The sequence below is a fragment of the Stenotrophomonas sp. DDT-1 genome (assembly GCF_001580555.1).
Classification (GTDB): Bacteria; Pseudomonadota; Gammaproteobacteria; order Xanthomonadales; family Xanthomonadaceae; genus Stenotrophomonas; species Stenotrophomonas sepilia.
On the sequence record NZ_LEKR01000055.1, the window covers coordinates 1 to 22,962 of the forward strand.

General features: G+C 68.0%; 20 protein-coding genes and 1 pseudogene. 13 read left to right on the top strand and 8 right to left on the bottom strand.

Annotation, left to right across the window (positions count from 1 at the left end):
- The coding region (locus AB839_RS18870) for a DUF885 family protein (RefSeq protein WP_156476694.1) at nt 1-217 on the top strand (217 nt) is incomplete at its 5' end.
- A gap of 100 nt (nt 218-317) precedes the next feature.
- Here AB839_RS18870 and AB839_RS18875 read toward each other — a convergent pair.
- The 5 genes from AB839_RS18875 to AB839_RS18895 form a co-directional block, all read right to left on the bottom strand.
- Complete coding sequence (locus AB839_RS18875; RefSeq protein ID WP_061480529.1) at nt 318-3,527, bottom strand: CusA/CzcA family heavy metal efflux RND transporter; 3,210 nt, start codon at nt 3,525-3,527, stop codon at nt 318-320.
- Between the two features lie 10 nt (nt 3,528-3,537).
- Nucleotides 3,538-4,743, bottom strand: a complete 1,206-nt coding sequence (locus AB839_RS18880) for an efflux RND transporter periplasmic adaptor subunit (RefSeq protein WP_082783379.1) — start codon at nt 4,741-4,743, stop codon at nt 3,538-3,540.
- Nucleotides 4,740-5,993 (bottom strand): TolC family protein, encoded by a 1,254-nt coding sequence (locus tag AB839_RS18885; RefSeq protein WP_061480531.1) that lies wholly within the window; start codon nt 5,991-5,993, stop codon nt 4,740-4,742. Before AB839_RS18885 ends, AB839_RS18880 begins: the two co-directional genes overlap by 4 nt.
- Nucleotides 5,994-6,049: 56 nt before the next feature.
- Nucleotides 6,050-6,388 (bottom strand): hypothetical protein, encoded by a 339-nt coding sequence (locus tag AB839_RS18890; protein ID WP_061480532.1) that lies wholly within the window; start codon nt 6,386-6,388, stop codon nt 6,050-6,052.
- 191 nt (nt 6,389-6,579) lie between these two features.
- The gene (locus AB839_RS18895; RefSeq protein ID WP_061480533.1) at nt 6,580-6,969 is read right to left on the bottom strand and encodes a RidA family protein; all 390 of its coding nucleotides are present in this window, start codon (nt 6,967-6,969) and stop codon (nt 6,580-6,582) included.
- A 108-nt stretch (nt 6,970-7,077) separates the two neighbouring features.
- On the opposite strand from AB839_RS18895, the gene AB839_RS18900 reads away from it, so the two are divergent.
- The 10 genes from AB839_RS18900 to AB839_RS18945 all read left to right on the top strand — a co-directional run bounded on the left by AB839_RS18900 (nt 7,078) and on the right by AB839_RS18945 (nt 16,476).
- A complete protein-coding gene (locus AB839_RS18900; protein ID WP_061480534.1) occupies nt 7,078-7,971 on the top strand; it encodes a LysR family transcriptional regulator in 894 nt (297 codons plus the stop codon).
- A 170-nt stretch (nt 7,972-8,141) separates the two neighbouring features.
- On the top strand, nt 8,142-8,651 hold the full coding sequence (gene dnaQ / locus AB839_RS18905; protein ID WP_061480535.1) for a DNA polymerase III subunit epsilon: 510 nt from the start codon (nt 8,142-8,144) through the stop codon (nt 8,649-8,651).
- Nucleotides 8,652-8,973: 322 nt separating this feature from the next.
- Entirely contained in the window at nt 8,974-9,210 is a 237-nt protein-coding gene (gene rpmB / locus AB839_RS18910) for a 50S ribosomal protein L28 (protein ID WP_005411638.1), read from the top strand.
- Nucleotides 9,211-9,220: 10 nt separating this feature from the next.
- Nucleotides 9,221-9,388, top strand: coding sequence for a 50S ribosomal protein L33 (rpmG, locus tag AB839_RS18915; protein ID WP_169411268.1), 168 nt, complete (start codon nt 9,221-9,223; stop codon nt 9,386-9,388).
- Nucleotides 9,389-9,684: 296 nt separating this feature from the next.
- The gene (cls, locus tag AB839_RS18920; protein ID WP_061480536.1) at nt 9,685-11,103 is read left to right on the top strand and encodes a cardiolipin synthase; all 1,419 of its coding nucleotides are present in this window, start codon (nt 9,685-9,687) and stop codon (nt 11,101-11,103) included.
- A 45-nt stretch (nt 11,104-11,148) separates the two neighbouring features.
- The gene (locus AB839_RS18925; protein WP_061480537.1) at nt 11,149-12,570 is read left to right on the top strand and encodes an FAD/NAD(P)-binding protein; all 1,422 of its coding nucleotides are present in this window, start codon (nt 11,149-11,151) and stop codon (nt 12,568-12,570) included.
- A 9-nt stretch (nt 12,571-12,579) separates the two neighbouring features.
- Complete coding sequence (gene uvrD / locus AB839_RS18930; protein WP_061480538.1) at nt 12,580-14,772, top strand: DNA helicase II; 2,193 nt, start codon at nt 12,580-12,582, stop codon at nt 14,770-14,772.
- A gap of 65 nt (nt 14,773-14,837) precedes the next feature.
- Nucleotides 14,838-15,164, top strand: a complete 327-nt coding sequence (locus AB839_RS18935) for a low molecular weight protein tyrosine phosphatase family protein (protein WP_061480539.1) — start codon at nt 14,838-14,840, stop codon at nt 15,162-15,164.
- 106 nt (nt 15,165-15,270) lie between these two features.
- Complete coding sequence (locus tag AB839_RS18940) at nt 15,271-15,825, top strand: hypothetical protein (RefSeq protein WP_061480540.1); 555 nt, start codon at nt 15,271-15,273, stop codon at nt 15,823-15,825.
- Nucleotides 15,826-16,029: 204 nt separating this feature from the next.
- A complete protein-coding gene (locus AB839_RS18945; RefSeq protein ID WP_005420335.1) occupies nt 16,030-16,476 on the top strand; it encodes a universal stress protein in 447 nt (148 codons plus the stop codon).
- Nucleotides 16,477-16,605: 129 nt separating this feature from the next.
- Here the strand turns inward: AB839_RS18945 and AB839_RS18950 are convergent, their stop codons facing one another.
- On the bottom strand, nt 16,606-16,890 hold the full coding sequence (locus AB839_RS18950; protein ID WP_049443782.1) for a DUF2782 domain-containing protein: 285 nt from the start codon (nt 16,888-16,890) through the stop codon (nt 16,606-16,608).
- 98 nt (nt 16,891-16,988) lie between these two features.
- Here AB839_RS18950 and polA point away from each other — a divergent pair, with 98 nt between their 5' ends.
- The gene (gene polA / locus AB839_RS18955; RefSeq protein WP_061480541.1) at nt 16,989-19,763 is read left to right on the top strand and encodes a DNA polymerase I; all 2,775 of its coding nucleotides are present in this window, start codon (nt 16,989-16,991) and stop codon (nt 19,761-19,763) included.
- A 371-nt stretch (nt 19,764-20,134) separates the two neighbouring features.
- A pseudogene (locus AB839_RS18960) lies at nt 20,135-20,302 on the top strand (YetF domain-containing protein); the annotation flags it as partial.
- A gap of 36 nt (nt 20,303-20,338) precedes the next feature.
- Here AB839_RS18960 and hemF read toward each other — a convergent pair.
- Nucleotides 20,339-21,235: an oxygen-dependent coproporphyrinogen oxidase gene (gene hemF / locus AB839_RS18965; RefSeq protein ID WP_061480543.1), complete on the bottom strand. Its 897-nt coding sequence runs from the start codon at nt 21,233-21,235 to the stop codon at nt 20,339-20,341.
- A 54-nt stretch (nt 21,236-21,289) separates the two neighbouring features.
- Nucleotides 21,290-22,903: a hypothetical protein gene (locus tag AB839_RS18970; protein ID WP_061480544.1), complete on the bottom strand. Its 1,614-nt coding sequence runs from the start codon at nt 22,901-22,903 to the stop codon at nt 21,290-21,292.
- Between the last annotated feature and the right edge of the window lie 59 nt (nt 22,904-22,962).

The window sequence follows — 22,962 nt, forward strand, 5'->3', positions numbered from 1 at the left end:
CGAAGTGGACCGCTACATTTCCTGGCCGGGCCAGGCGCTGAGCTACAAGCTGGGCGAGATCGCCATCGTGCGCCTGCGTGCGCAGGCCGAGAAGGAGCTGGGCGACAAGTTCGACATCAAGGGCTTCCATGACACCCTGCTCAAGCAGGGCTCGGTGCCGCTGCCGGTGCTGGAACAGCAGATCCAGGCCTACATCGCCGAACGCAAGAAGGCCTGACCGTCGTGTGATCGGGTCAGAGCCCCGCCCGAAGGGCGGGGATCCGACCCTGTCACGGGGTCGGATCCCTTTCCTGTGGAAAGGGCTCCGACCCCCAACCTCACCCCACCGCCCGCGGCTTGGCCACGCGTGCCGCAAACGTCGGCAGCACCAGCAGGGTCAGCACAGTGGCGGTGATCAGACCACCGATCACGACCGTCGCCAGCGGCTTCTGCACTTCCGCACCGGAGCCGCTGGCGATCGCCATCGGGATGAAGCCGACGATGGCCACCAGTGCCGTGGTCAGCACCGCGCGGATGCGGCTGGACGCACCGTTGATCGCTGCCTGCAGCGGCAGGTCACCGGCATCCAGGCGCTCGCGGATCGCCTGCATCAGCACCAGGCCGTTCAACGTGGCCACGCCGGAGACGGCGATGAAGCCGACCGCCGCCGACACCGAGAACGGCATGCCCCGCAGCAGCAGTGCGAGGATGCCGCCGACCAGCGCCAACGGCACGCAGCTGAACACCAGAATGGCTTCCTTGCCGCTGCGAAGGGCCATGAACAGCAGGCTGCCGATCAGCAGGAACACTACCGGTACCACCGTCGCCAGCCGCTTTTCCGCGCGCTGCAGGTTCTCGAACTGGCCACCCCAGGTCAGGTAGGCACCCGGCGGCAGTGCCACGTCGGCTACCGCGGCCTGCGCTTCGCCGACGAAGCCGCCCAGGTCGCGGCCACGCACGTTGGCCTGCACCACCACGCGGCGGCTGCCGTTGTTGCGGCTGATCTGGTTCGGCCCTTCGCTGACCGTGATGCGCGCAACCGACGACAGCGGAATCACCAACCCCGACGGCGTGGCGATCGGCAGCGAGGCCAGCTGGTCCGGATCGTTGCGCGCGGCATCGTCCAGGCGCACCACCACGTTGAAGCGGCGGTCGCCTTCGAAGATCTTGCCGGCGGCGGTACCGCCGATGCCGGTGGAAAGCGCATCACTCACATCCGCCGCAGTCAGCCCGTACTGCGCCGCCGCCACATGATCGATCGCCACGTTCAGCGTGGGCAGGCCGGAGATCTGCTCCACCCGCACGTCGGCGGCGCCGTTCACCGCACGCAGCTTCAACGCCACCTGGTCGGCCACCTTCTGCAGCTGGCCGAAGTCATCGCCAAAGATCATTACGGCCAGGTCGGTACGCACGCCGGAAATCAGCTCGTTGAAGCGCAGTTCGATCGGCTGGCTGAACTCGAAGCTGTTGCCCAGCTGCTGCCCGGCCAGCTTTTCGAAACGGGCCACCAGCGCGTCCTTGGCCAACTTCGGATCGGGCCAGTCCTTGCGCGGCTTCAGCACGATCACGCTGTCGGAGATGTTGGTCGGCATCGGATCGATCGCCGCCTCGGCGGTACCGGTACGCGAGAACACGGTCTCCACTTCCGGCTGCGTGGCAATCACCTTTTCCAACGCCAGTTGCATGGCCAGTGACTGCTCCAGCGACGTCGACGGCACGCGCAACGCCTGCATCGCCACGTTGCCTTCGTCCAGCGTCGGCATGAACTCGCGGCCCAGCAGCGAGAACGAGCCGATGCCCACCACCATCATCATCACCGCACTGGCCACTACCGTGCGCGGATGCGCCACGGCCTTGCGGATCACCGGCTCGATGCGCGCACGCAGCACGCGTATCAGCCTGGTCTCGTGCTCGCCGTCGTCCGCATGTGCATCGCCGTCCTTCAGCTTCGGCTCGCGCACAAGCAGCGCCGTCATCGCCGGCACGAAAGTGAAGGAGAACAGGAAGGCACCGACCAGAGCCAGCATGAAGGTCGCCGCCATCGGGTGGAACGTCTTGCCCTCCACACCTTCCAGGGTGAGGATCGGCGCGAACACCAGCAGGATGATCAGCTGGCCGAACGCCGCCGGGCGCGCCATCTTCAGCGCAGAATCGGCGGCCACGCGCAGCCGTTCCATCGCGGTCAGCGCACGGCCCAGTTCGGCGCGGCGCTGGCCCAGCATCAGCAGCGTCGACTCGACCACGATCACCGCACCGTCCACCAGGATGCCGAAGTCCAGTGCACCCAGGCTCATCAGGTTGCCGCTGATGCCGAAGCGGTTCATGCCGATCACCGCGAACAGGAACGACAGCGGAATCACCAGCGCGGTGATGGTGGCCGCGCGCAGGTTGCCCAGCAGCAGGAACAGCACCACCACCACCAGCAGCGCGCCCTCGGTGAGGTTCCTGGCCACGGTCTTGATGGTGGAATTGACCAGCACACTGCGGTCCAGCACCGGTGCCGCCACGATGTCGGCCGGCAGCGACGTGTTCACCTGTTCCAGACGCGCGGCCGCGGCCTGCGCCACGGTGCGGCTGTTGCCACCGGCAATCATCAGCGCGGTGCCCAGCACAGCCTCGTGGCCGTTGCGGCTGGCTGCACCCAGGCGCGGCGCGCGGCTCAGTTCCACGGTGGCCACATCGGCCACGCGTACCACCACGCCATTGCGGGTGGCCACCGGCGCCTGTGCAAGATCCTCGGTGGTCAGCGCCAGGCCATCGGCACGCACCACGAGGCCTTCGCCGGCACGCTGCACGAAGCCGGCGCCGGCCTGCACGTTGGAACGCTGCAGGGCAGTGACCAGGTCGGCCAGGCCGAGGCCATGCGCGGCCAGTTTGGCGCTGTCCGGATGCACGCCGTATTCCTTGACGTAGCCGCCGACCGTATCGACCCCGGCCAGCCCCGGGCTGGAGCGCATCTGCGGCGCGATGATCCAGTCCTGCACGGTGCGCAGGTAGGTCGCGCGCTCTTCCGGCGTGCGCAGCAGGTTGCCTTCCGGCGTGCGGTAGACCTCGCCGGCCTGCCAGCCGGCTTCACCGGGCTTGGCCAGCCTGGCCGGATTGAACGCGGTGAAGTCCACCGTCCACATCAGCACCTCGCCGAGGCCGGTGGTGACCGGCGACAGCATCGGCGACGCGCCATCGGGCAGGTCTTCCGATGCCTCGCGCATGCGTTCGGCCACCTGCTGGCGGGCGAAGTAGATGTCGGTGGCATCGGTGAAGATCGCAGTGACCTGCGAGAAGCCATTGCGCGACAGCGAACGCGTGGTGGTCAGGCCGGGAATGCCGGCCAGCGCGGTTTCCAGCGGATAGGTCACCTGCCGCTCGATCTGCTCCGGGGTCAGTGCTGGCGCCACCGTGTTGATCTGTACCTGGCGATTGGTGATGTCCGGCACCGCGTCGATCGGCAGCTTGCCGAGCTGGAACAGGCCCACGGCGGCGATCAGCGCGGCCATGAACACCACCAGCCAGCGGTGGCGCACCGCTGTTTCAATGATCAGCTTGAACATGGTCGCCTCCTCAGTGGCCGTGCTCGGCTTCGCCCTTGGCCAGTTCGGCCTTGAGCAGGAAGGCGTTGGCACCGACGATGCGCTCGTTGCCGGTCAGCCCACCGAGGATCTCGATACGGTCGCCGGCGCGACGCCCGGCCAGTACCGGCTGCGCCTTGAAGCCGCCTTCGACGGCGACGAACACCGCGCTGCTGCCATCGACGTTCTGCACCGCATCGGCGGGCACGCTGAGCGAGCCGTCCTGGCCTTCGGTGACCACCACGGCCGATACCGGCGAACCGGCTGGCGGCAGCGACGCATCCAGCGGCGCGGCGCGGATCACTGCGACGCCGCCCTGCTGCCGTACATCGGCGGCCGAACCGGTGACGGTAGCGGTGAAGCTGCCACCCGGCACGCTCACTTCCAGCGTCATGCCGGGCATGACCTGCGCAGCCAGCGCTGGCGGTGCGGTGAACACCAGCTCGTTCATCGACGGGTCGGCGACGTCGGCCACCGCGCTGCCGGCGGCGACCACACCGCCCGGAGTGACCTGCACGTTGCCGACGATGCCGGCCACCGGGCTGGTGATGCGCACGCGTCCACTGGCGTCGGGCGCGCCGTTGGCGGCGGCCTGGGCCTGTGCGGCAGCGGCCTGGGCCTGTGCCGCCAGCGAACGCGCACGCGAGGCTTCCAGCTCCTGGCGGGCGACCACGCCCTGCTCGACCAGGGCCTTGTCGCGGCCATAGGCCAGGCGTGCGGCCTCGGCTTCGGCGGATGCGGCCAGCGCATTGGCGCGGAACACCGCCGCTTCGCCACTGACCACGATGGCCAGGGCCTGGTTCTGCTTCACTGCGGTGCCCGGTGCGACCAGCACGCGTTCGACGCGGCCGGTCACGGTCGAGGCCACCGAGGCACGGGCACCGACCGAGGGTTCCACCCGACCGGCGAGACGGGTGGAACCGCCACCGCCGCGACCGACGGCAACCACTTCGATACCGGACGCCTTGATCTGCTCGGGCGTCAGCTGCACCACGCCTTCGTCGGCGTCAGCAGGCGCCTTCGCGATTTCTGCCTTGGCTTCCTTGCTGCTGGCGGCGTGGCCATGGCCATCGTCGGTGCCGGCCTTGGCCGCAGCGGGGTCTTCATTGGCAGGCGTCTGCGCGTTGCCGGCGCAGCCGGCCAGCAGCACAGTCAGCAGCATGCCGCCGATCAGCGGAAAAGTACGGGAGAGAGTCATGGGGCCTCCACAAAGGGTGCGCGCCCTTCAAGGCGGGCAAGATCGATTTCCGCGCCGACGCGCGACAGGCGCGCATCCACGGCGGCGGCGCGGGCGGCGATAAGAGCGCTGCGCGTGCTGCGCAGTTCCAGCTGCGAGATGCGTCCGGCGTCGAAGCCGATGCGGGCCAGGCGATACGCCTCTTCGGCGGCGACCACGCTTTCATCGGCGGCGCGGGTTCGGCTGCCGGCGGCCTTCAAACCGGCCACGGCCGAGAGGCGTGCCGCCTCGCTGTCGCGGCGCTGCTGGTCCAGGCGCGCCTCGGCCGCGCGCTGGTCGGCATTGGCGGCGCGGATGCCACCGCGGTTGCGGTCGAACAGCGGGATGCTGATGCTGACGCCGAGGTTGTAGGCACGCTCGCCGCCTTCGCGGAAGCGGGTCTGTGCGGCGGTGACGCTGAGGTCGGGCAGGGCGCGCTTGCGCTCCACGTCGACCAGCTTGCTCGCCGCATCGGCTTCGGCTTCGGCAATGCGCACTGCCAGTGCGGTATCGGTGGCACCGCGCGGCAGCGGCGGTGCGCGGTCGAGCAGGCTGTTGTCGATCGACTGCACCGGCGCATCCAGCAGCGCGGTGCCGGCCAGGCGGGCCAGCGCGGCATCGCGGAAGGCCTGCGCTTCATCCAGCGCGGCGTTGGCGTTGGCCACTTCGCTCTGCGCCTGCACCGCGCGCAGTTGCGGTTCGCGGCCCTGCTTGACCATCGCGTTGACGGCGTTGGCGTCATCGCGGGTGAGGCTCAGTGCCTCTTCGGCCAGGGTGTAGCGGCGCAGTGCACTTTCCGCCTGTGCGTAGACCACCGCCAGCTGGCTGGCCACATCGCTGCGGCTTTGCGTGCCACGCAGGTTGGCCGCCTGTGCCTCGGCGCGGGCCGCACGGACGCGCGCGCCGCGCTGGCCCCAGACCTCCAATGGCTGGGACAGGGTAAGCACGCTGTCGGCCTTGCCCATGCCGCCATAGGAGCCGGTACCCCAGGCGTTCTCGGCGGAGTAGGAGAGTGAAGGGTTGGGCAACGCACGGGCTTGGTCGGCGCGCGCATCGGCGGCCTCGGCCAGCGCCGCACCGACGCGGGTGCCGGGCAGCTGGTCCAGGCGTTCAAGCAGGGTGTCATAGGAAGGGGCGGCTTGCGCCATCACCGCTGCCGCTGGGGCCAGGCCCAGCAACACGGCGACGACCCGCCCGGCCGCACGCAGCGACCGAGGTGTCAGGATCGACATAGGGGGATTCCGGTTGTGAGTGAAACGGGAGCCCGCAATCGCGGGACGCGCTCAACTCACGCCCGGGGGGGACGCGTCAATTCATCCTGGGCGACCGCATAGGTCGCCGCGTCGCCGGCATTCATCCAGCGCGCCGGCAGTGGCGCACCGAAGGCGGCGAGGGTGCTGGCCGGAAGGCTCAGGTTGGAGTGGTGGCAGTGGTTGTGGCTGCAGGCACCGGCGTGCTTGCTGTCACTGTCACCCTCGGCATCGTTGGTGTTGCTTTCCACGTGCACCGCAGTGGTGTCGTGCGGTTCGACCGCGCAGGCCAGCACGTCGGCCACCGGCACGACCACGAATGCCGCCATCAGCAGCATCAGCAGGTACGAGCGAAGGTGGCGGGAGATCCGGCGCATGGACGGGAGGCTAGCAAGCGGTTTTCGCCGGATACAATATCAATGGCCGCTTCGGGAATTCGTCGGAATCTCCCGTTCAGGTGGACCGGGCACGCCTTTCGGCCCACCGGGCTGCGCTTCTGTAGAGCCGAGCCCATGCTCGGCTGCTGTCGCACGATCAGCCGAGCATGGGCTCGGCTCTACAACGAAGGTCACGGCAGCTTCGCGATCACCTTGATCTCGAACTGGAACCCGTACAGCCAGGTCACGCCGATACCGGTCAGGGTCGGGTGCGGCGCCTGGCCCCAATACTCGGGCACGATCGCCCAGGCCTTCTCGAAGTTCTTCTCCGGATCGACCAGGAACACGGTCACGTCGATCACGTCATCGAACGTGCAGCCTGCGGCAGCCAACACCGCATTGAGATTCTCGAAGGCGCGGCGCACCTGCATTTCGAAGTCCGGCTCGGGCGAGCCGTCCTCACGGCTGCCGACCTGGCCGGAGACGAACAGGAAACCGTTGGATCGGATCGCCGGTGAGTAGCGGTTGCGCTCGTACAGCGCTTGGCGGCCGGCGGGGAAAACGACATCACGCTGTGACATGGGGAAGATCCCGTGGGAGAGGACGCCATCCTCCCCGCCAGCGGTGTCTGGATAAACCGCGATGATCGACCTAGATTGATTGCCAATTCCAAACAATCACGGCCAGCCATGGACCGTTTCGAGGCGATGCGGGCGTTTGCCCGGGTGGTGGAGACTGGCAGCTTCACCCGTGCGGCGCAGACCCTGCAGATCAGCCGCACCACGGCCACCCAGCTGGTGCAGCAGCTGGAGGCACACCTGCGGCTGCGCCTGCTCAACCGCACCACGCGCCGGGTCAGCGTCACCGCCGACGGCGCGGCCTACTACCCGCGCATCGCCCGCCTGCTGGCCGAGCTGGAAGAGGTGGAGGGCGGGCTGGGTGACGCAGCCAGCCAACCGCGCGGCCGCCTGCGGGTGGATGTGCCGGGGCCTTACGCGCGGCTGCGGCTGGTACCGGCGCTGCCGGAGTTTCAGGCGCGCTACCCGGAGATCCAGCTGGATATCGGCGTCAGTGACCGCGAGGTCGACGTCATCGCCGACAACGTCGACTGCGTGATCCGCGGCGGCACCCCGGCCGACCCGGCACTGGTGGCGCGGCCGCTGGCGGCGCTGCCGATCGGCTTCCACGCCAGCCCCGGCTATGTGCAGCGTTTCGGCCTGCCGACCGATCCGCGCGCGCTGGAAGGGCCCGATCACCACATGGTCGGCTTCCTCAGCCCGCGTAGTGGCCGCGCACGCGTGTTCGTTGCACAGCGCGGCGATGAGCGCATCGAGGTGCAGGGCTGCTACACGGTCGGTTTTGACGACGGCAATGCCTATCTGGCCGCAGCGCTGGCGGGGTTGGGCGTGGTGGCGCTGCCCAGCTACATGGCCGAGCCGCACGTGGCGCGCGGCGAGCTGTTGCCGGTGTTGCCGGACTGGCAGCTGCCGCCGATGCCGATGCATGTGATGTTCCCGCCGAACCGGCACATGAGCCAGCGGCTGCGGGTGTTCATCGATTGGGTGGTGGAAGCGCTGGGGTGATCGCGCGCGCGCATCTGTAGAGCCGAGCCCACGCTCGGCTGCTTCTGTCACCAGCGCTCAAGGCCCGCGCTTCGCGCGTGAGCCGAGCGCGGGCTCGGCTCTACAGAGGGAGCTTCCTGCTGCAAGCATGCGAAAATCATCGCGGCACGCAACAGGAAACATCGCCACGCATGAATCGCATCGTCGCACTGGATACCGAAACCACCGGCATCTCCCACCGCCTGGGACACCGGGTGATCGAAATCGGTGCCGTCGAACTGATCGATGGTCAGCTCACCGGCCGCCAGTTCCACACCTACCTGCAGCCGCAGCGCAAGGTGGACTGGGGCGCACAGCGCGTGCACGGCATCAGCGATGCGATGCTGGTGGGCAAGCCATTGTTCTCCAGCAAGGCTGCTGAACTGCTCGACTTCCTGCGCGGCAGCGAGATGGTCGCGCACAACGCCACCTTCGATGTGGGCTTCCTGGACAACGAGCTGCGTCTGTCCGGTATTCCTGGCACGCTGGCCCAGCATTGCCGCATCACCTGCAGCCTGAAGCTGGCGCGCGGGCGCTGGCCCGGCCAGGGCAACAAGCTGGATGATGTGCTGCAGCGCCTGCGCATTCCCAGCCAGCGCGGCCTGCACGGCGCGTTGAAGGATGCCCATCTTCTCGCCCAGGTGATTCCGCACCTGCGTTGAGCCGGCCCGGTCATTGTTGTAGAGCCGAGCCCACGCTCGGCTCAGGCGTTCCGGGACGCAGCAGCCGAGCGTGGGCTCGGCTCTACAGGGGGCGATCGCCGCATTCAGCCCCCGCCTGTGGGTAACTTGCGCAAGTGCTTGAACCCGTGCATAATGCGCGGCTCGCTGTGTCCGGTTTTCTACCGGGCGGCGCCCCCGGGAGCACGTCCCCGGCCGCCCAACGCCAGCGTAACCCTTTGATTCTCTTGACGTGTGGTGGGCAACCATCGAGGCCGCCGTCTCCCGGGCTACGGGCTGACAACTACTACTATCGAGGTGCGCAATGTCCCGCGTATGCCAGGTTTCCGGCAAGCGAGTGCAGACGGGTAACAACGTCTCGCACGCCAACAACAAGACCCGTCGTCGTTTCCTGCCGAATCTGCACGAGCGCCGTTTCTGGGTGGCCAGCGAGAACCGCTGGGTCAAGCTTCGTGTTTCCGCGCATGCACTGCGCACCATCGACAAGAACGGCATCGATTCCGTTCTGGCTGAGCTGCGTGCGCGCGGCGAAAAGGTCTGAGGAGTAAAGCATCATGGCAGGCAAGCGCGATAAGGTCCGTATGATTTCCTCGGCCGGTACCGGCCACTTCTACACCACGGACAAGAACAAGAAGAACACCCCGGGGAAGATGGAATTCCTGAAGTACGATCCGGTCGTGCGCAAGCACGTCCTGTACAAGGAAGGCAAGATCAAGTAATCCGCACGGATTGCTGGTCCCCGCGAAGAAACCCGCCCTTGTGGCGGGTTTTTTCATGCCTGGCATCCAGATGTGGGTGCCGAACGTTCGGCCATTGCCTGCATGGCGCTCAACGGCCGCCGTCATGCCGAATCGGTGCGGCAGCTGTGCGAGGTGCCGGTGCGGCATTGATCCATCCTGTAGAGCCGAGCCCACGCTCGGCTGCTCCGCTGTCGGGCCGAAAGGCAGTCGAGCATGGCTCGACTCTGCAAATCCTGCTGGGCAGAATGGCCCATCACCTCCCGACGGGCGACACGATGCTGTTCGAGTGGTTGCTGGGTTCCTACCTGCTGCTGATCGACTGGCTGATCCGGCTGGTCGCGCTGTGCTGGATTCCCACCCGCACCACGCCGGGGGCGGCGCGCAGCTGGCTGCTGCTGGTCGGCTTCGTGCCGCTGCTGGGCCTGCCGCTGTACCTGCTGTTCGGCCACCCGTGGCTGTCGCGCGAGCGCATCCGCCGCCAGGCCGAGGCCTCGCAGGTCATCCGCGAGGAACAGGCGCTGCAGCATCGCCTGCGCTGGACACCGCAGCCGGACACCGCCTGCGCCGAGATCGTGCCGCTGGTGCAGCGCCAGGGCGACTTCATGCCCGTGCACGGCAACGCCGTCGACCTGCTGACCGACTACGACGAATCGCTGCACACGCTGATCGCCGATATCGACCAGGCCGAAGACCGCGTGCACCTGCTGTACTACCTGATGTTCGACGACGCGGTGGGCGAGGCGATCGTCGAGGCCCTGCAGCGTGCGGCTGCACGTGGCGTGCAATGCCGCGTGCTGCTCGACGCGGTGGGCGCCAAGCGCGGCCTGCGTGCCTATCGCAAGCGCCTGCAGGCGCGCGACATCGAGGTACGCGCGATGCTGCCCGGTGGCCTGCGCTGGCGCCGCAGCGGGCGCATGGATCTGCGCAACCATCGCAAGATCGCGGTGATCGACAACGAAGTGGCCTATGTCGGTTCGCAGAACCTGGCCGGCCCGCAGTTCGTGCCCGGCCACCCGAACCGCGAGCTGGTGGCGCGCGTGCGTGGCCCGGCCGTGGCGCACCTGGAAGCGGTCTTCGCCAGCGACTGGTACATGGAAACCGGCCAGCGCCTGGACGTGATCGCCGATGTGCCCGAGTGCAGCGACGACATCGCCACCCAGCTGCTGCCCAGCGGCCCGGCCTATCCCTACAGCAACGCACGCGATGCGGTGGCGGCGCTGATCCACCTGGCGCGGCGACGGCTGGTGATGGTCACCCCGTATTTCGTGCCTGACGAAGCCACGCTCAGTGCGTTGCGCATTGCGGCCTTGTCCGGTGTGCAGGTGCAGCTGATCCTCTCGGCCAGCAACAACCAGCGGCTGACGTCGTGGGCGCAGGAGGCCTACTACGACGAGCTGCTGCGCTGTGGCGTGCGCATCGCGCTGTACGAGCCGCAGTTCCTGCATGCCAAGCACATGAGCGTGGACGAGGACATCGCCGTGCTCGGCTCGATCAACATGGACATCCGCTCATTCGCGCTGAATGCCGAAATCGGCCTGGTCTGCTACGACCGCGCGCTGGTGCAGCAGCTGTGCGCGATCGAGGATGGCTACCTGCGCGAGTCGCGGCAGCTGGACCTGCAGCAGTGGCGCAGCCGCCCCACGTGGCGGCGCAGCCGAGAAGGCATCGCACGTCTGGCCGATGCGTTGATGTGAGATGGCGGCAATCGCCCGCTTCGGCAACCCGGCCCGTCATCGCCGATGGCCTACAATCGGCGCATGACTGATTCACCGCGTAATGGCGAACTGGACCTGGCAATCATCGGTGGTGGTGCGGCCGGGGTGCTGGTGGCGATCCAGGTGCTGCGCCAAGCCAAGGCGCCACTGGCGTTGGCCATTCTCGAACCGGCTTCGCAGCTGGCCCAGGGCATCGCCTATGCCACGCCGTGGCCGGAGCACCTGCTGAACGTGCCGGCGGCGAAGATGAGTGCGTTTGCCGACCAGCCCGGCGATTTCCTCGACTACCTGATGGCCGCCAACGCCTACCCGGGCCAGGCGCGCGAGGTGCTGGGCGAGCGTTACGTATGCCGCCACTACTTTGCGGCCTACCTGCAGCAGCGCCTGCAGGAGGCCGCTGCGGCCAGCCCGGCGCAGCTGCAGGTGATCGCGCAGCCGGTGCTGGGCCTGCAGCTGGATGACCATGGCTACCGGCTGACACTTGGCGATGCCCAGACGCTGCACGCCGTGCAGGCGGTGCTTGCCACCGGCAACAGCATGCGGCCGATGCCGGTGGCCGGTGCCGAGGCACTGCCCGCCGATGATGTGATCGAGGCCTGGGACTACGACGGCGTGCGTACCCTGGCCGGTGAGCAGGCCGTGGCCATCGTCGGCTCCGGCCTGAGCATGGCCGACACCGTGCTGGCGCTGGTTGCCGCCGGCCACACCGGCCCGCTGCACGTGATCTCGCGCCATGGCCTGTTGCCGCTGCCGCATGCGCATGGCGGCCTGCCCACGTTCGACCCGGCCACGCTGCTGCAGATGAACCTGCGCCAGCGCCTGCGCGCGTTGCGTGGGTTTGCGCGCCAGGCGCAGGCCGACGGGCTGCCGTGGCAGGGCGTGATGGACCGCATCCGTCCGCACGGGCAGGCGCTGTGGTGCAGCCTCGACGCGGCCGACCAGCGTCGCTTCCTGCGCCATGTGGTGCGCTACTGGGACGTGCATCGCCACCGCATCGCCGAAGAGGTCGACGCACAGCTGCAGGCGCTGATCGAAAGCGGCCAACTGCGCATTCACCGGTCCCGCCTGCAATCCGTCGGCCGCGAAGGCGATGCCCTGCGGCTGTCGGGTCGCGATGCCAACGGCAATGAACAGCACTGGACGATCGGCGGTGTGGTCAACGCCACCGGCGTGGAAACCCGCGCCAGTGCGTTGCGCAATCCGTTGCTGCAGCAGCTGCAGGCCGATGGCCTCGCTCGCCCCGGCCCGCATGGGCTGGGCCTGGACAGCACGGTGCCGGGCGACCGCCTGCGCAGCGCCAGTGGCCAGCCGCAGGCACGGCTGGGCGTGCTCGGCAGCCTGCGCATCGGCAGCCTGTGGGAAAGCCTGGCGGTGCCTGAACTGCGTCAGCAGGCGCAGGCGCTGGCCACCCAGGTGGTCGCAGGAGCCGCGACGGCGATGCCGTAAAATGGGGGCATGGATGTCTCCCACCTGCTTGATGGCCTGAACCCGGCCCAGCGCGAAGCCGTCTCCGCTCCCCCCGGCCACCACCTGGTGCTGGCCGGTGCCGGTTCCGGCAAGACCCGCGTACTCACCCACCGCATCGCCTGGCTGCATGAAGTCGATGGCGTGCCGACCCACGGCATTTTCGCGGTGACCTTCACCAACAAGGCGGCCGGCGAAATGCGCCACCGCATCGACGCCCAGCTGCCCCATGGCAGCCGTGGCATGTGGATCGGTACCTTCCACGGCCTGGCCAACCGCCTGCTGCGCCTGCACTGGCAGGACGCCAAGCTGCCAGAAGGCTTCCAGGTGATGGACTCGGACGACCAGCTGCGGCTGGTCAAGCGCGTGGTGCAGGCGCTGGAGCTGGACGACGGCAAGTACCCGCCCAAGCAGATCGCGTGGTGGATCAACGCGCAGAAGGACGAGGGCCGCCGCCCGCAGCACATCCAGCCCGAACCGCACGACGCGTGGCTGGAGACCATGCGCCAGGCCTACATCGAGTACCAGGCGCGCTGCGACCGCGCCGGCCTGGTCGACTTCGCCGAGCTGCTGCTGCGCGCGCACGAACTGCTGCGCGACAACCCGGCGCTGCTGTCGCACTACCGCGCCCGCTTCCGCGAGATCCTGGTGGACGAGTTCCAGGACACCAATGCCATCCAGTACGCCTTCGTACGCGTGCTGGCCGGCGATTCCGGCCACGTATTCGTGGTCGGCGACGATGACCAGGCCATCTACGGCTGGCGCGGTGCCAAGGTCGAGAACGTGCAGGGCTTCCTGCGCGACTTCCCGGGTGCGCAGACCATCCGCCTGGAGCAGAACTACCGCTCCACCGCCAACATCCTCGGCGCCGCCAATGCGGTGATCGCGCACAACCCGGATCGCATCGGCAAGCAGCTGTGGACCGACAGCGGTGACGGCGAGCCGATCGACCTGTACGCCGCGTACAACGAGATGGACGAGGCGCGCTACATCGTCGAGCGCGCCCGCCAGTGGGTGCGCGACGGTGGCAGCTACACCGAAGTGGCCGTGCTCTATCGCAGCAACGCGCAGTCGCGCGCGCTGGAAGAAGCGCTGCTGAGCGAACAGGTGCCGTACCGCGTGTATGGCGGCATGCGCTTCTTCGAGCGTGCCGAGATCAAGGACGCGCTGGCCTACCTGCGCCTGCTGTCCAACCGCAACGATGACGCCGCCTTCGAGCGCGCGGTCAACACGCCGACGCGTGGCATCGGCGACCGCACGCTGGACGAAGTGCGCCGCGAGGCGCGCGCGCAGGGCATCTCGCTGTGGGAAGCGACCATGCTGGTCACCCAGGGCAGCGCGCTGGCCGCACGCGCGCGCAATGCACTGGCCGGCTTCCTGGTGCTGGTCAACGAGCTGCAGGCGCAGACCGTGCACATGACCCTGGCCGAGCGCGTGGACCACGTGCTGGCCCGCTCGCAGCTGCGCGAGCACTGGAGCAAGGAAAGCCGCAACGCGCTGGATTCGGAATCGCGCACCGACAACCTCGACGAACTGGTCTCGGTGGCCTCGCGCTTCGTGCGCCGCGCCGACGACATCGAGGAAGTGGGCGAGGACATGGATGAGCTGGTCGCGTTCCTGGCCTATGCCGCGCTGGAGGCCGGTGAAGGCCAGGCGCAGGCCGGCGAGGATGGTGTGCAGCTGATGACCCTGCACTCGGCCAAGGGCCTGGAATTCCCGCTGGTGTTCCTGGCCGGCCTGGAAGAAGGCCTGTTCCCCAGCGCACGTTCGCTGGAGGAAAGCGGGCGATTGGAAGAAGAGCGCCGCCTGGCCTACGTCGGTATCACCCGCGCGCGCCAGAAGCTGGTGCTGAGCTATGCCGAATCGCGCCGCATCCACGGCCAGGACAACTACAGCCTGCCGTCGCGCTTCCTGCGCGAGATCCCGCGCGAGCTGCTGCACGAAGTGCGCCCCAAGGTACAGGTCTCGCGGCCGGCCTCGATGGGCGCCAGCCGGGTGATGGGCCATGCCTCGATCGAAGCACCGCCGATCAAGCTCGGCGCGCTGGTCATCCATCCCAAGTTCGGCGAAGGCATGGTGACCGACTACGAAGGCAGCGGCGCGCACGCCCGCGTGCAGGTCGAGTTTGCCGACGCCGGCAGCAAGTGGCTGGTGATGGCGTATGCCAACCTGACGGTGATCTGATCACCGCCGAGGGGTCGGATCACTTTCCGTTGGAAAAGGGATCCGCCCCCGATTAGGCTGCCGGCATGACTCGCAACGTGCTCTTCCTCTGCAGCCAGAACCGCCTGCGCAGCCCCACCGCCGAGCAGGTCTTCGCCGATTGGCCGGGCATCGAGACCGCCTCAGCCGGGTTGCTGGCCGACGCCGAGGAAGTGCTCAGCCCCGAGCTGCTGCAGTGGGCCGACCTGGTGTTCGTGATGGAGCGCGCCCACCGCAACCGGCTGTCCAGCCGCTACAAGGCGTGGTTGAACGGCAAGCGAGTGATCTGCCTGGATATCCCGGATGACTACGAGTACATGGACCCGGTGCTGGCGGAGCTGCTCAAGCGCAAGGTGACCCCGTTCCTGCGCTGACGGGCTGTTGTAGAGCCGAGCCCATGCTCGGCTGCTTCTGGCGCGAAAAGCAGCCGAGCATGGGCTCGGCTCTACAATAGGCGGCACTTCTTTCAGGAACGCTCCCATGACCGAACCTACGCTGCACGTCACCGTGACGTTGAATGCCCGGCTGCAGCCCGAGCATCGCCACGAACTGTTCGAGGACCCACTCGATGCGCTGCTGCAGGCGGCCAATGTCGGCGAGATCACCGGCGGCGGCACGGCGATGTCCGACCTGGGTGAGGTCGAATACGGCGATATCGAAGTGGCGCTGGTCGATGCCGATGGCGTGCCGAAGCTGATCGATCTGCTGGAACAGCTGGGTGCGCCGAAGGGCTCGAAGATCCAGGGCGCGGGTGAAGCCGATCGCAGCTTCGGCGTGACCGAGGGCCTGGGCATCTACCTGGATGGCCTGAACCTGCCGGACGAGGTCTACGAACAGTGCGATTCCAACCACGTGTTCGAGCAGCTGTCCGAGCGCATTGATGGCCTTGGCGAGATCTGCAGCTGGTGGCAGGGCCCGAGCGAGACCGCGCTGTACATGTACGGCCAATCGTTCGAGGCGATGCGCGATGCGATCGCTGAATTCGTGGGCAGCTACCCCCTGTGCCGGAACGCACGCGTGGTGCAGATCGCCTGAGGGCGGAAAATGTGGAGCCGAGTCATGCTTGGCTCATGCATCCGAAGCCGAGCATGGGCTCGGCTCTACAGAAGGGGGGCGGGCAAGCGGGTGGCGCGCACGGGCCGCTGCACGGCGCCGGATTGATCCTGCTCAAGGCGCCGCCTCCACATCCGGTGTGCAATGGTGTTGTTCCCATCTGGCAGACCGCCACGGAGCCCTACCATGTACAAGCGCATCCTGATTGCCACTGACGGGTCCGAGCTGGCCGACAAGGGCCTGGCCAAGGGCCTGGAGCTGGCCAAGGACCTCAATGCCGAGGTCGATATCGTGACCGTGTCCGAGCCGTGGGCCGTGGGCATGTATGACGCCATGGGCTGGAGCGTGGGCTACATGAACAGCCCGGAATACAAGGCCGACCGCGAGGAGGGCGCGCAGAAGGTGCTGCAGCCGGCGCTGGCCAAGGCCGCCGAGCAGGGCATCACGGCCAACCCGGTGCACGTGCTGGACCGCTACGCGGCCGACGGCATCATCGAGACGGCGGCCGAGCGCAACAGCGACCTGATCGTGATGACCTCGCACGGCCGCCGTGGCGTGACCCGTGTACTGCTGGGCAGCCAGACTGCCGAGGTGCTGGCGCGCAGCACGCTGCCGGTACTGGTCATCCGCTGATCCATACCCGCTGATTGAAGCGTTCCCCGGGGAGGGGACCCGACGCCGGTGCGCAGGATGCGTGCCGGCGTTGTTTTTTGTAGGGGGCTGGGGTGAACTACTGGATCGCAGGGATCCGACCCGGTCACCTCACCAGCTGTACAGCTTCCAGTAGACCGGCGACACGCCATCCTTGTCGTTGTCGAATCGGCCATCGCCGTTCTTGTCGTACATGTAGAACGGGGCACCGCGCGACGGGGTCACCTTGACCATGCGCAGCTGGCCGGACACACGGTATTCCTCGATGACATCGCCGTTGTCCATGGTACGCCTGGACACATCCGCGCCCTTGACGTCCACCGGGGGAGCACCCGCGCCACCCATGCTGGCGCAGCCAGCGAGCAGGAGCAGGGAAGCCAGCATCAGGGTCTTCATCGGCGGGGGCCTTTGCCTGGAAAGAGCCCTGATTATGCCCCATCGCGGTGTGCGCGCCGTGTCGCCGCGGTGCAGGCACGGGCGCGTAGAATCGGCGCATGAGCAGATTAGTCCTGATCGACGGGTCCAGTTACCTGTACCGCGCGTTCCACGCGCTGCCGCCCCTGTCCAATGCACAGGGTGAACCCACCGGCGCGCTGTTCGGCGTGGTCAACATGCTGCGTTCGACGCTGAAGGAGCGCCCGGCCTACGTCGCGTTCGTGGTCGATGCGCCCGGCAAGACCTTCCGTGATGACCTGTACGACCAGTACAAGGCCAACCGCCCGCCGATGCCCGATGAACTGCGCAGCCAGGTCGAGCCGATGTGCCGCATCGTCGAAGCGCTGGGCATCAGCATCCTGCGCATCCCCGGCGTGGAAGCCGACGATGTGATCGGCACGCTTGCGCTGCAGGGCCTGGCGCAGGACCTGAAGGTGACCATTTCCACCGGTGACAAGGACTTCGCCCAGCTGGTGCGGCCGGGCATCGAACTGGTCAACACCATGACCGGCAGCCGCATGGATTCCGACGCGGCGGTGATGGACAAGTTCGGCGTGCGCGCCGATCAGATCATCGACCTGCTGGCGCTGATGGGCGACGCGGTCGACAACGTGCCGGGCGTGGAGAAGTGCGGGCCGAAGACCGCTGCCAAGTGGCTGGCCGAGTACCAGCACCTGGACGGGGTGATGGCGGCCGCGCCGACCATGAAGGGCAAGATCGGCGAGAACCTGCGTGCCGCCCTGGAGCGGCTGCCGCTGAACCGCGAGCTGGTGACCATCCGTACCGACGTGGAACTGGACGCCAGCCCGGCCACGCTGGCCCTGCGCGAGCAGGATGTGCCGGCGCTGACCGAGCTGTATACGCGCTATGGCTTCACCCAGGCGTTGAAGGAGCTGGGCGCGCCGGTGCCGGCACCGGTGGCCGCCAGCGAGGCGACCCCGAGCCTGCGCGGCACTGCGGCCGGCTTCGCGCGTGGCAGCGTCGAGGCGCCCGCCGCCGGCACGCTGGATCCGGCACTGTCCGCGCCGGGTGAATACGAGACCGTGCTGACCAGCGGGCAGCTGCAGGCCTGGGTCGAGCGCCTGCAGCAGGCCGAGCTGATCAGCTTCGATACTGAAACCGATGCGCTGGACGCGATGCGCGCGCGCCTGGTCGGCGTCAGCCTGGCGGTCGAGCCGGGCAGGGCGGCCTACATTCCGGTCGGCCACGATTACCCGGGTGCGCCGGCCCAGCTGCCGATGCAGCAGGTGCTGGATGCGCTGCGGCCGGTGCTGCAGGACCCGGCGAAGAAGAAGCTGGGCCAGCATGGCAAGTACGACCTGCATGTGCTGCGCCGCCACGGCGTGGAGGTGCAGGGCTACCACGACGACACCATGCTCGAGAGCTTCGTGCTCAACTCCACCGCCACCCGCCACGACATGGATTCGCTGGCCCTGCGTTACCTGGGCTACACCACCCTCAAGTTCGAGGACGTGGCCGGCAAGGGTGCCAAGCAGATTCCGTTCTCGCAGGTGGGCATCGACGAAGCCAGCCGCTATGCGGCGGAGGACGCCGACATCACCCTGCGCCTGCATCGCGCGCTGCAGCCGCAGCTGCTGGCCGAGCCGGCGCTGGACAGCGTGTACCGCACCATCGAGATGCCGCTGGTGCCGGTGCTGACCACGATCGAAGCCAACGGCGTGCGGATCGACACCGACGAACTGCGCCGCCAGAGCCAGGACCTGTCCTCGCGCATGCTGGCCGCGCAGCAGAAGGCCACCGAGCTGGCCGGGCGCAGCTTCAACCTGGATTCGCCCAAGCAGCTCCAGGCGGTGCTGTTCGACGAGCTGAAGCTGCCGGCGGTGGTGAAGACCCCGAAGGGCCAGCCCAGCACCAACGAAGAGGCGCTGGAGGCGATTGCCGACCAGCATGAACTGCCGCGGGTGATCCTCGACTACCGCGGATTGGCCAAGCTGCGCAGCACCTACACCGACAAGCTGCCGGAGATGGTCAATCCGGACACCGGCCGGGTGCACACCAGCTACCACCAGTCCGGCGCCGCTACCGGCCGCCTGTCCTCGTCGGACCCGAACCTGCAGAACATCCCGATCCGCACCGAGGACGGCCGCCGCATCCGCCGCGCGTTCGTGGCGCCGGAAGGCTTCCAGCTGCTGGCCGCCGACTATTCGCAGATCGAGCTGCGGATCATGGCGCACCTGTCCGAGGATCCGGGCCTGGTGCGCGCCTTCGAGCAGGGCGCCGACGTGCACCGTGCCACCGCCGCCGAGGTGTTCGGGCGCACGCTGGAAGAGGTGACCCCGAACGAGCGCCGTGCCGCCAAGGCGATCAACTTCGGCCTGATGTACGGCATGAGCGCCTTCGGCCTGGCCCGCAACCTGGGCATCGACCGGGGCCAGGCGCAGGACTATGTGGCGCTGTACTTCAGCCGCTACCCGGGCGTGCGCGACTTCATGGAGCGGATGCGCCAGCAGGCCCGCGACCAGGGCTACGTGGAAACCCTGTTCGGCCGCCGCCTGTACCTGAACGACATCCACGCCCGCAACCAGGGCCTGCGTGCCGGGGCCGAGCGCGCCGCGATCAACGCGCCGATGCAGGGCACCGCCGCCGACATCATCAAGCGTGCAATGGTGGATGTGGACCAGTGGCTGCGCGACAGCGGGGCACCGGCACGGATGATCCTGCAGGTGCACGATGAACTGGTCTTTGAAACCGAAAGCGGTTTCGTTGAAGACTTGCGTTTGCAGGTGGTAGAGCGCATGTCGCAAGCGGCCAAACTGCGGGTGCCTCTGGTGGTCGACACGGGCGTCGGCAACAACTGGGACGAAGCGCACTGACGGCATTTCAGGCCGAAAACGACGTGAATGTGTTCATGAGTCAGGGGTTTCTGACTCGACCATGAATGTTGCCCCGATTGAATTTCATTAAATGGGGCCCCTTCACGAACCGTTAGTGTTCGGAGTGCTTCTATAACTCCCGACAGGCGCAATGCCTGTTGTGGATCTCTCCCATCCCCTGGAGCAGATCTCGGAACGGGGACTCCTCCCCAAGTGCCCGTTCCCCGGCCCCGTTGACCTCCCCCTGGTCAGCGGGGCTTTTTATTTGTGCTGCCGGAACCGCAGATGGGGTCAGGCTGGGCCACTGTCCAGCAAGGGAAGACCATGCCCGACCTGTTCGCGCTGGCCATGCCGTGGTGGGAATTCATCCTGCGCGCGGTGGTCGCCTGTTCGAGGCGGTACTTCGGCGCGAGCTGATCAGCCGCGCCGACTTCGATGCCGCGCTCCGCCAGCAGGGCGGGCTGCAGATTGAAGACGTGCAGATTGCCCTGCTGGAGACGACAGGGCACATCACCATCATCGCGCGAAAGGGCAGCTGACCAGCGCCGAGCCCACGTCCCGCGCGACGACACCCCTCAGAGCCAGTCGCGCGGCACCAGGTAGTCGGCCAGGCGCGATTCGGGGCTGCCGGGTTCGGGCGAGAAGCCGTATTCCCAGCGCACCCGCGGCGGCAGGCTCATCAGGATGCTTTCGCTGCGGCCACCGCTCTGCAGCCCGAACAGGGTGCCGCGGTCGTAGACCAGGTTGAATTCCACGTAGCGGCCGCGGCGGTACAGCTGGAACTCGCGTTCGCGTTCGCCATGGGGTGTGTTCTTGCGCTGCTGCACGATCGGCAGGTAGGCGTCGAGGAAGCCATCGCCGACCGCGCGCAGATAATCGAAATCGCGCTCGAAATCGCCGTGCAGGTCGTCGAAGAACAGACCGCCGACGCCGCGCGTTTCGTTGCGGTGGCGCAGGAAGAAGTACTCATCACACCAGCGCTTGTGCGCGGCGTAGCGTTCGTCGCCGAACGGCGCACACAGATCGCGTGCGACCCGGTGCCAGTGCTGCACGTCCTCGTCGAACGGATAGAACGGGGTCAGGTCGAAGCCGCCGCCGAACCAGCTGGCCACCACTTCACCGTCGCGCTGCGCCTGGAAGAAGCGCACGTTGGCATGGGTGGTCGGCACGTACGGGTTGAGCGGGTGGAACACCAGCGACACGCCGGTGGCGCGCCAGGAGGCGCCCGCCAGTTCCGGGCGGTTGGCCGAGGCCGACGGCGGCAGGCGGCTGCCAGCGACGTCGGAGAAGCCGATGCCGGCCTGCTCGAACACCGCGCCGTCGCGCAGCACGCGGGTACGCCCGCCACCGCCCTCGGCACGCTGCCACAGGTCTTCCTGGAAGCGGGCCCGGCCATCGACGGCCTCGATCGCCGCACAGATGCGGTCCTGCAGCTCGGTGAGGTAGGCGCGAACGCGCTCGAATTCGTTCATGGCGCGTACTTTACCGCAGGGCCCGGCCAACGCTGCGGACAGGCCCTGGCAGGCTCAGCGCTTGCGATTGGAAGTGCGCGGCGCCGGAGCGTCCTCGGCCGTCGCTTCGTCCACCGCCTCCTGCAGGACGCGACCCAGCTCCAGGGCGCTCCAGTTTCCGGTGTCCAGCACATCGCAGGCGACGTGGCGCCCGCTGCGGTCGGCGGCGCACAGCCGCTCCAGCGTCGCATGGGCGTCGACGTCGCTGCTGCGGCCCTGCGCTGCGACCAGGTTCTCGCAGCCCTCGCGCACGCCGGCACGGCACACGGTGGTGTAGTGCTCTGCCGCCTGTCGCCACTGCCCGGACAGCGCAAGACGGTTGCCAAGAATGTTGCAGCCCTGCAGCTTGCCCTGCGCGCAGCAGGCTTCGGCACCGCCGCTGGCCAGCGCCTGCGGGCAGTCCTGCGGCAGCGGCAGCACCGTGTAGTGTTTCGGCGGGCTGCAGGTGCTCGCGCCCTCGCCGGTCGGTACGAACACCTGGAAGCGTGTCCACGTGTCCAGGCCCAGCAGCTGGCCGCCGGGCAACGGCCGCAGCACGAAGTCGCCGCCCTTGTCGTGGCGGATGCGGACGTCGCCGTCTTCGACACGGGCACGCAGCTGGCTGTCCCAGCCGATGCCGACCCGTCCTGCATCGCCGAAGTCCAGCGTATCCATCAGGCCACCTGCGGCGCGGAAGGTGCCGCAGGGCAGCGCCGTAGCCGGCTGCGGCCGCAACGAGGCGCCCAGCGCCTGCAACGCAGGCAGGCGCTCACAGGCGGCGCTGTCATTGCCGGGCGCGCACGCTGTGGCCAGTGCCTGCACCGCCTGCAAGGGGTCGCCGGATTCCCACGAGAGCTCGGCCACGCGGCTGCAGAAGCCGCCATGGCCGACCTGCTGGCACAACTGCAACAGCTGCTGGCGCTGCGCGGCCGGCACCACCACCGGCGTGGAGGGTGACAGTACGGAGCTCACCGCTTCGACCATCGCCGCACCCATCGCGGCCTTGACGATCTGCTCCTGCAGCGCCGGATCCGCTTCCAGCGCCGCTGCACAGGCCGGTGTCTCGTTGCTGAAGCCGCCATTCCGGCACGGCACAGGCAGTTCGATGCCGGCCAGTGCGGTATCGAGGATGGCCTGTTGCCGCGCCTCATCCGGCGTGGCCGGCGCCTTGGCCTCGTCATGCCAGCGATCGGCCAGCTGCAGGCACATGCCGGGCACGCCTTCCCGGCACGCCGCTGCCAGCGCGGTGGGGGTCGCCTCGTGGCGGTTGTCCAGGCAGGCCGCCGCATCGGCCAGGCAGCTGCCCGCAGCCGGCGCGGCGGCTGCGGCGCACTGTGCAGGGGCCTGCAGGGTGTAGACCGTGCCGTCCACCTCGAGGGTGCGGCCACGGTCGCGCACCTGCAGCGCGCTGGGCAGGCCATATTCCAGATTCACCAGCTGCAGCTTGCCTTCGATCTGCTGGAACGCGACCGGGGTCGGTGCGCTGCCGAAGTGCTTCTGCTCGCCACGGTTGGATGAGCTGACGCGCAGCGTGCTGCTGCCTTCGTCGGCCTTGAACAGGCCGCATTGCGGTGACTGTGCCGCGGCCACCGGCGTGGCCAGCAGCAACGCCCAGGCCAGCCAGTGGCGGTACGGTGCGAATGAGAGCATGTCGTCTCCTTGACGATCAAAGGCAAAACGCCGGGCGCTGCCGGAGGCCTTGGCCCACG

Bases quoted from the DNA above. Each gene is read 5' to 3' on its own strand.
- hemF (WP_061480543.1), bottom strand. From the start codon at position 21,235: ATGAACGAATTCGAGCGCGTTCGCGCCTACCTCACCGAGCTGCAGGAC.
- AB839_RS18925 (WP_061480537.1), top strand. From the start codon at position 11,149: ATGGCCTACAATCGGCGCATGACTGATTCACCGCGTAATGGCGAACTG.
- AB839_RS18895 (WP_061480533.1), bottom strand. From the start codon at position 6,969: ATGTCACAGCGTGATGTCGTTTTCCCCGCCGGCCGCCAAGCGCTGTAC.
- rpmB (WP_005411638.1), top strand. From the start codon at position 8,974: ATGTCCCGCGTATGCCAGGTTTCCGGCAAGCGAGTGCAGACGGGTAAC.
- uvrD (WP_061480538.1), top strand. From the start codon at position 12,580: ATGGATGTCTCCCACCTGCTTGATGGCCTGAACCCGGCCCAGCGCGAA.
- AB839_RS18890 (WP_061480532.1), bottom strand. From the start codon at position 6,388: ATGCGCCGGATCTCCCGCCACCTTCGCTCGTACCTGCTGATGCTGCTG.
- polA (WP_061480541.1), top strand. From the start codon at position 16,989: ATGAGCAGATTAGTCCTGATCGACGGGTCCAGTTACCTGTACCGCGCG.
- AB839_RS18885 (WP_061480531.1), bottom strand. From the start codon at position 5,993: ATGTCGATCCTGACACCTCGGTCGCTGCGTGCGGCCGGGCGGGTCGTC.
- AB839_RS18945 (WP_005420335.1), top strand. From the start codon at position 16,030: ATGTACAAGCGCATCCTGATTGCCACTGACGGGTCCGAGCTGGCCGAC.
- AB839_RS18935 (WP_061480539.1), top strand. From the start codon at position 14,838: ATGACTCGCAACGTGCTCTTCCTCTGCAGCCAGAACCGCCTGCGCAGC.
- dnaQ (WP_061480535.1), top strand. From the start codon at position 8,142: ATGAATCGCATCGTCGCACTGGATACCGAAACCACCGGCATCTCCCAC.
- AB839_RS18875 (WP_061480529.1), bottom strand. From the start codon at position 3,527: ATGTTCAAGCTGATCATTGAAACAGCGGTGCGCCACCGCTGGCTGGTG.
- AB839_RS18880 (WP_082783379.1), bottom strand. From the start codon at position 4,743: ATGACTCTCTCCCGTACTTTTCCGCTGATCGGCGGCATGCTGCTGACT.
- AB839_RS18900 (WP_061480534.1), top strand. From the start codon at position 7,078: ATGGACCGTTTCGAGGCGATGCGGGCGTTTGCCCGGGTGGTGGAGACT.
- AB839_RS18950 (WP_049443782.1), bottom strand. From the start codon at position 16,890: ATGAAGACCCTGATGCTGGCTTCCCTGCTCCTGCTCGCTGGCTGCGCC.
- AB839_RS18970 (WP_061480544.1), bottom strand. From the start codon at position 22,903: ATGCTCTCATTCGCACCGTACCGCCACTGGCTGGCCTGGGCGTTGCTG.
- AB839_RS18940 (WP_061480540.1), top strand. From the start codon at position 15,271: ATGACCGAACCTACGCTGCACGTCACCGTGACGTTGAATGCCCGGCTG.
- cls (WP_061480536.1), top strand. From the start codon at position 9,685: ATGCTGTTCGAGTGGTTGCTGGGTTCCTACCTGCTGCTGATCGACTGG.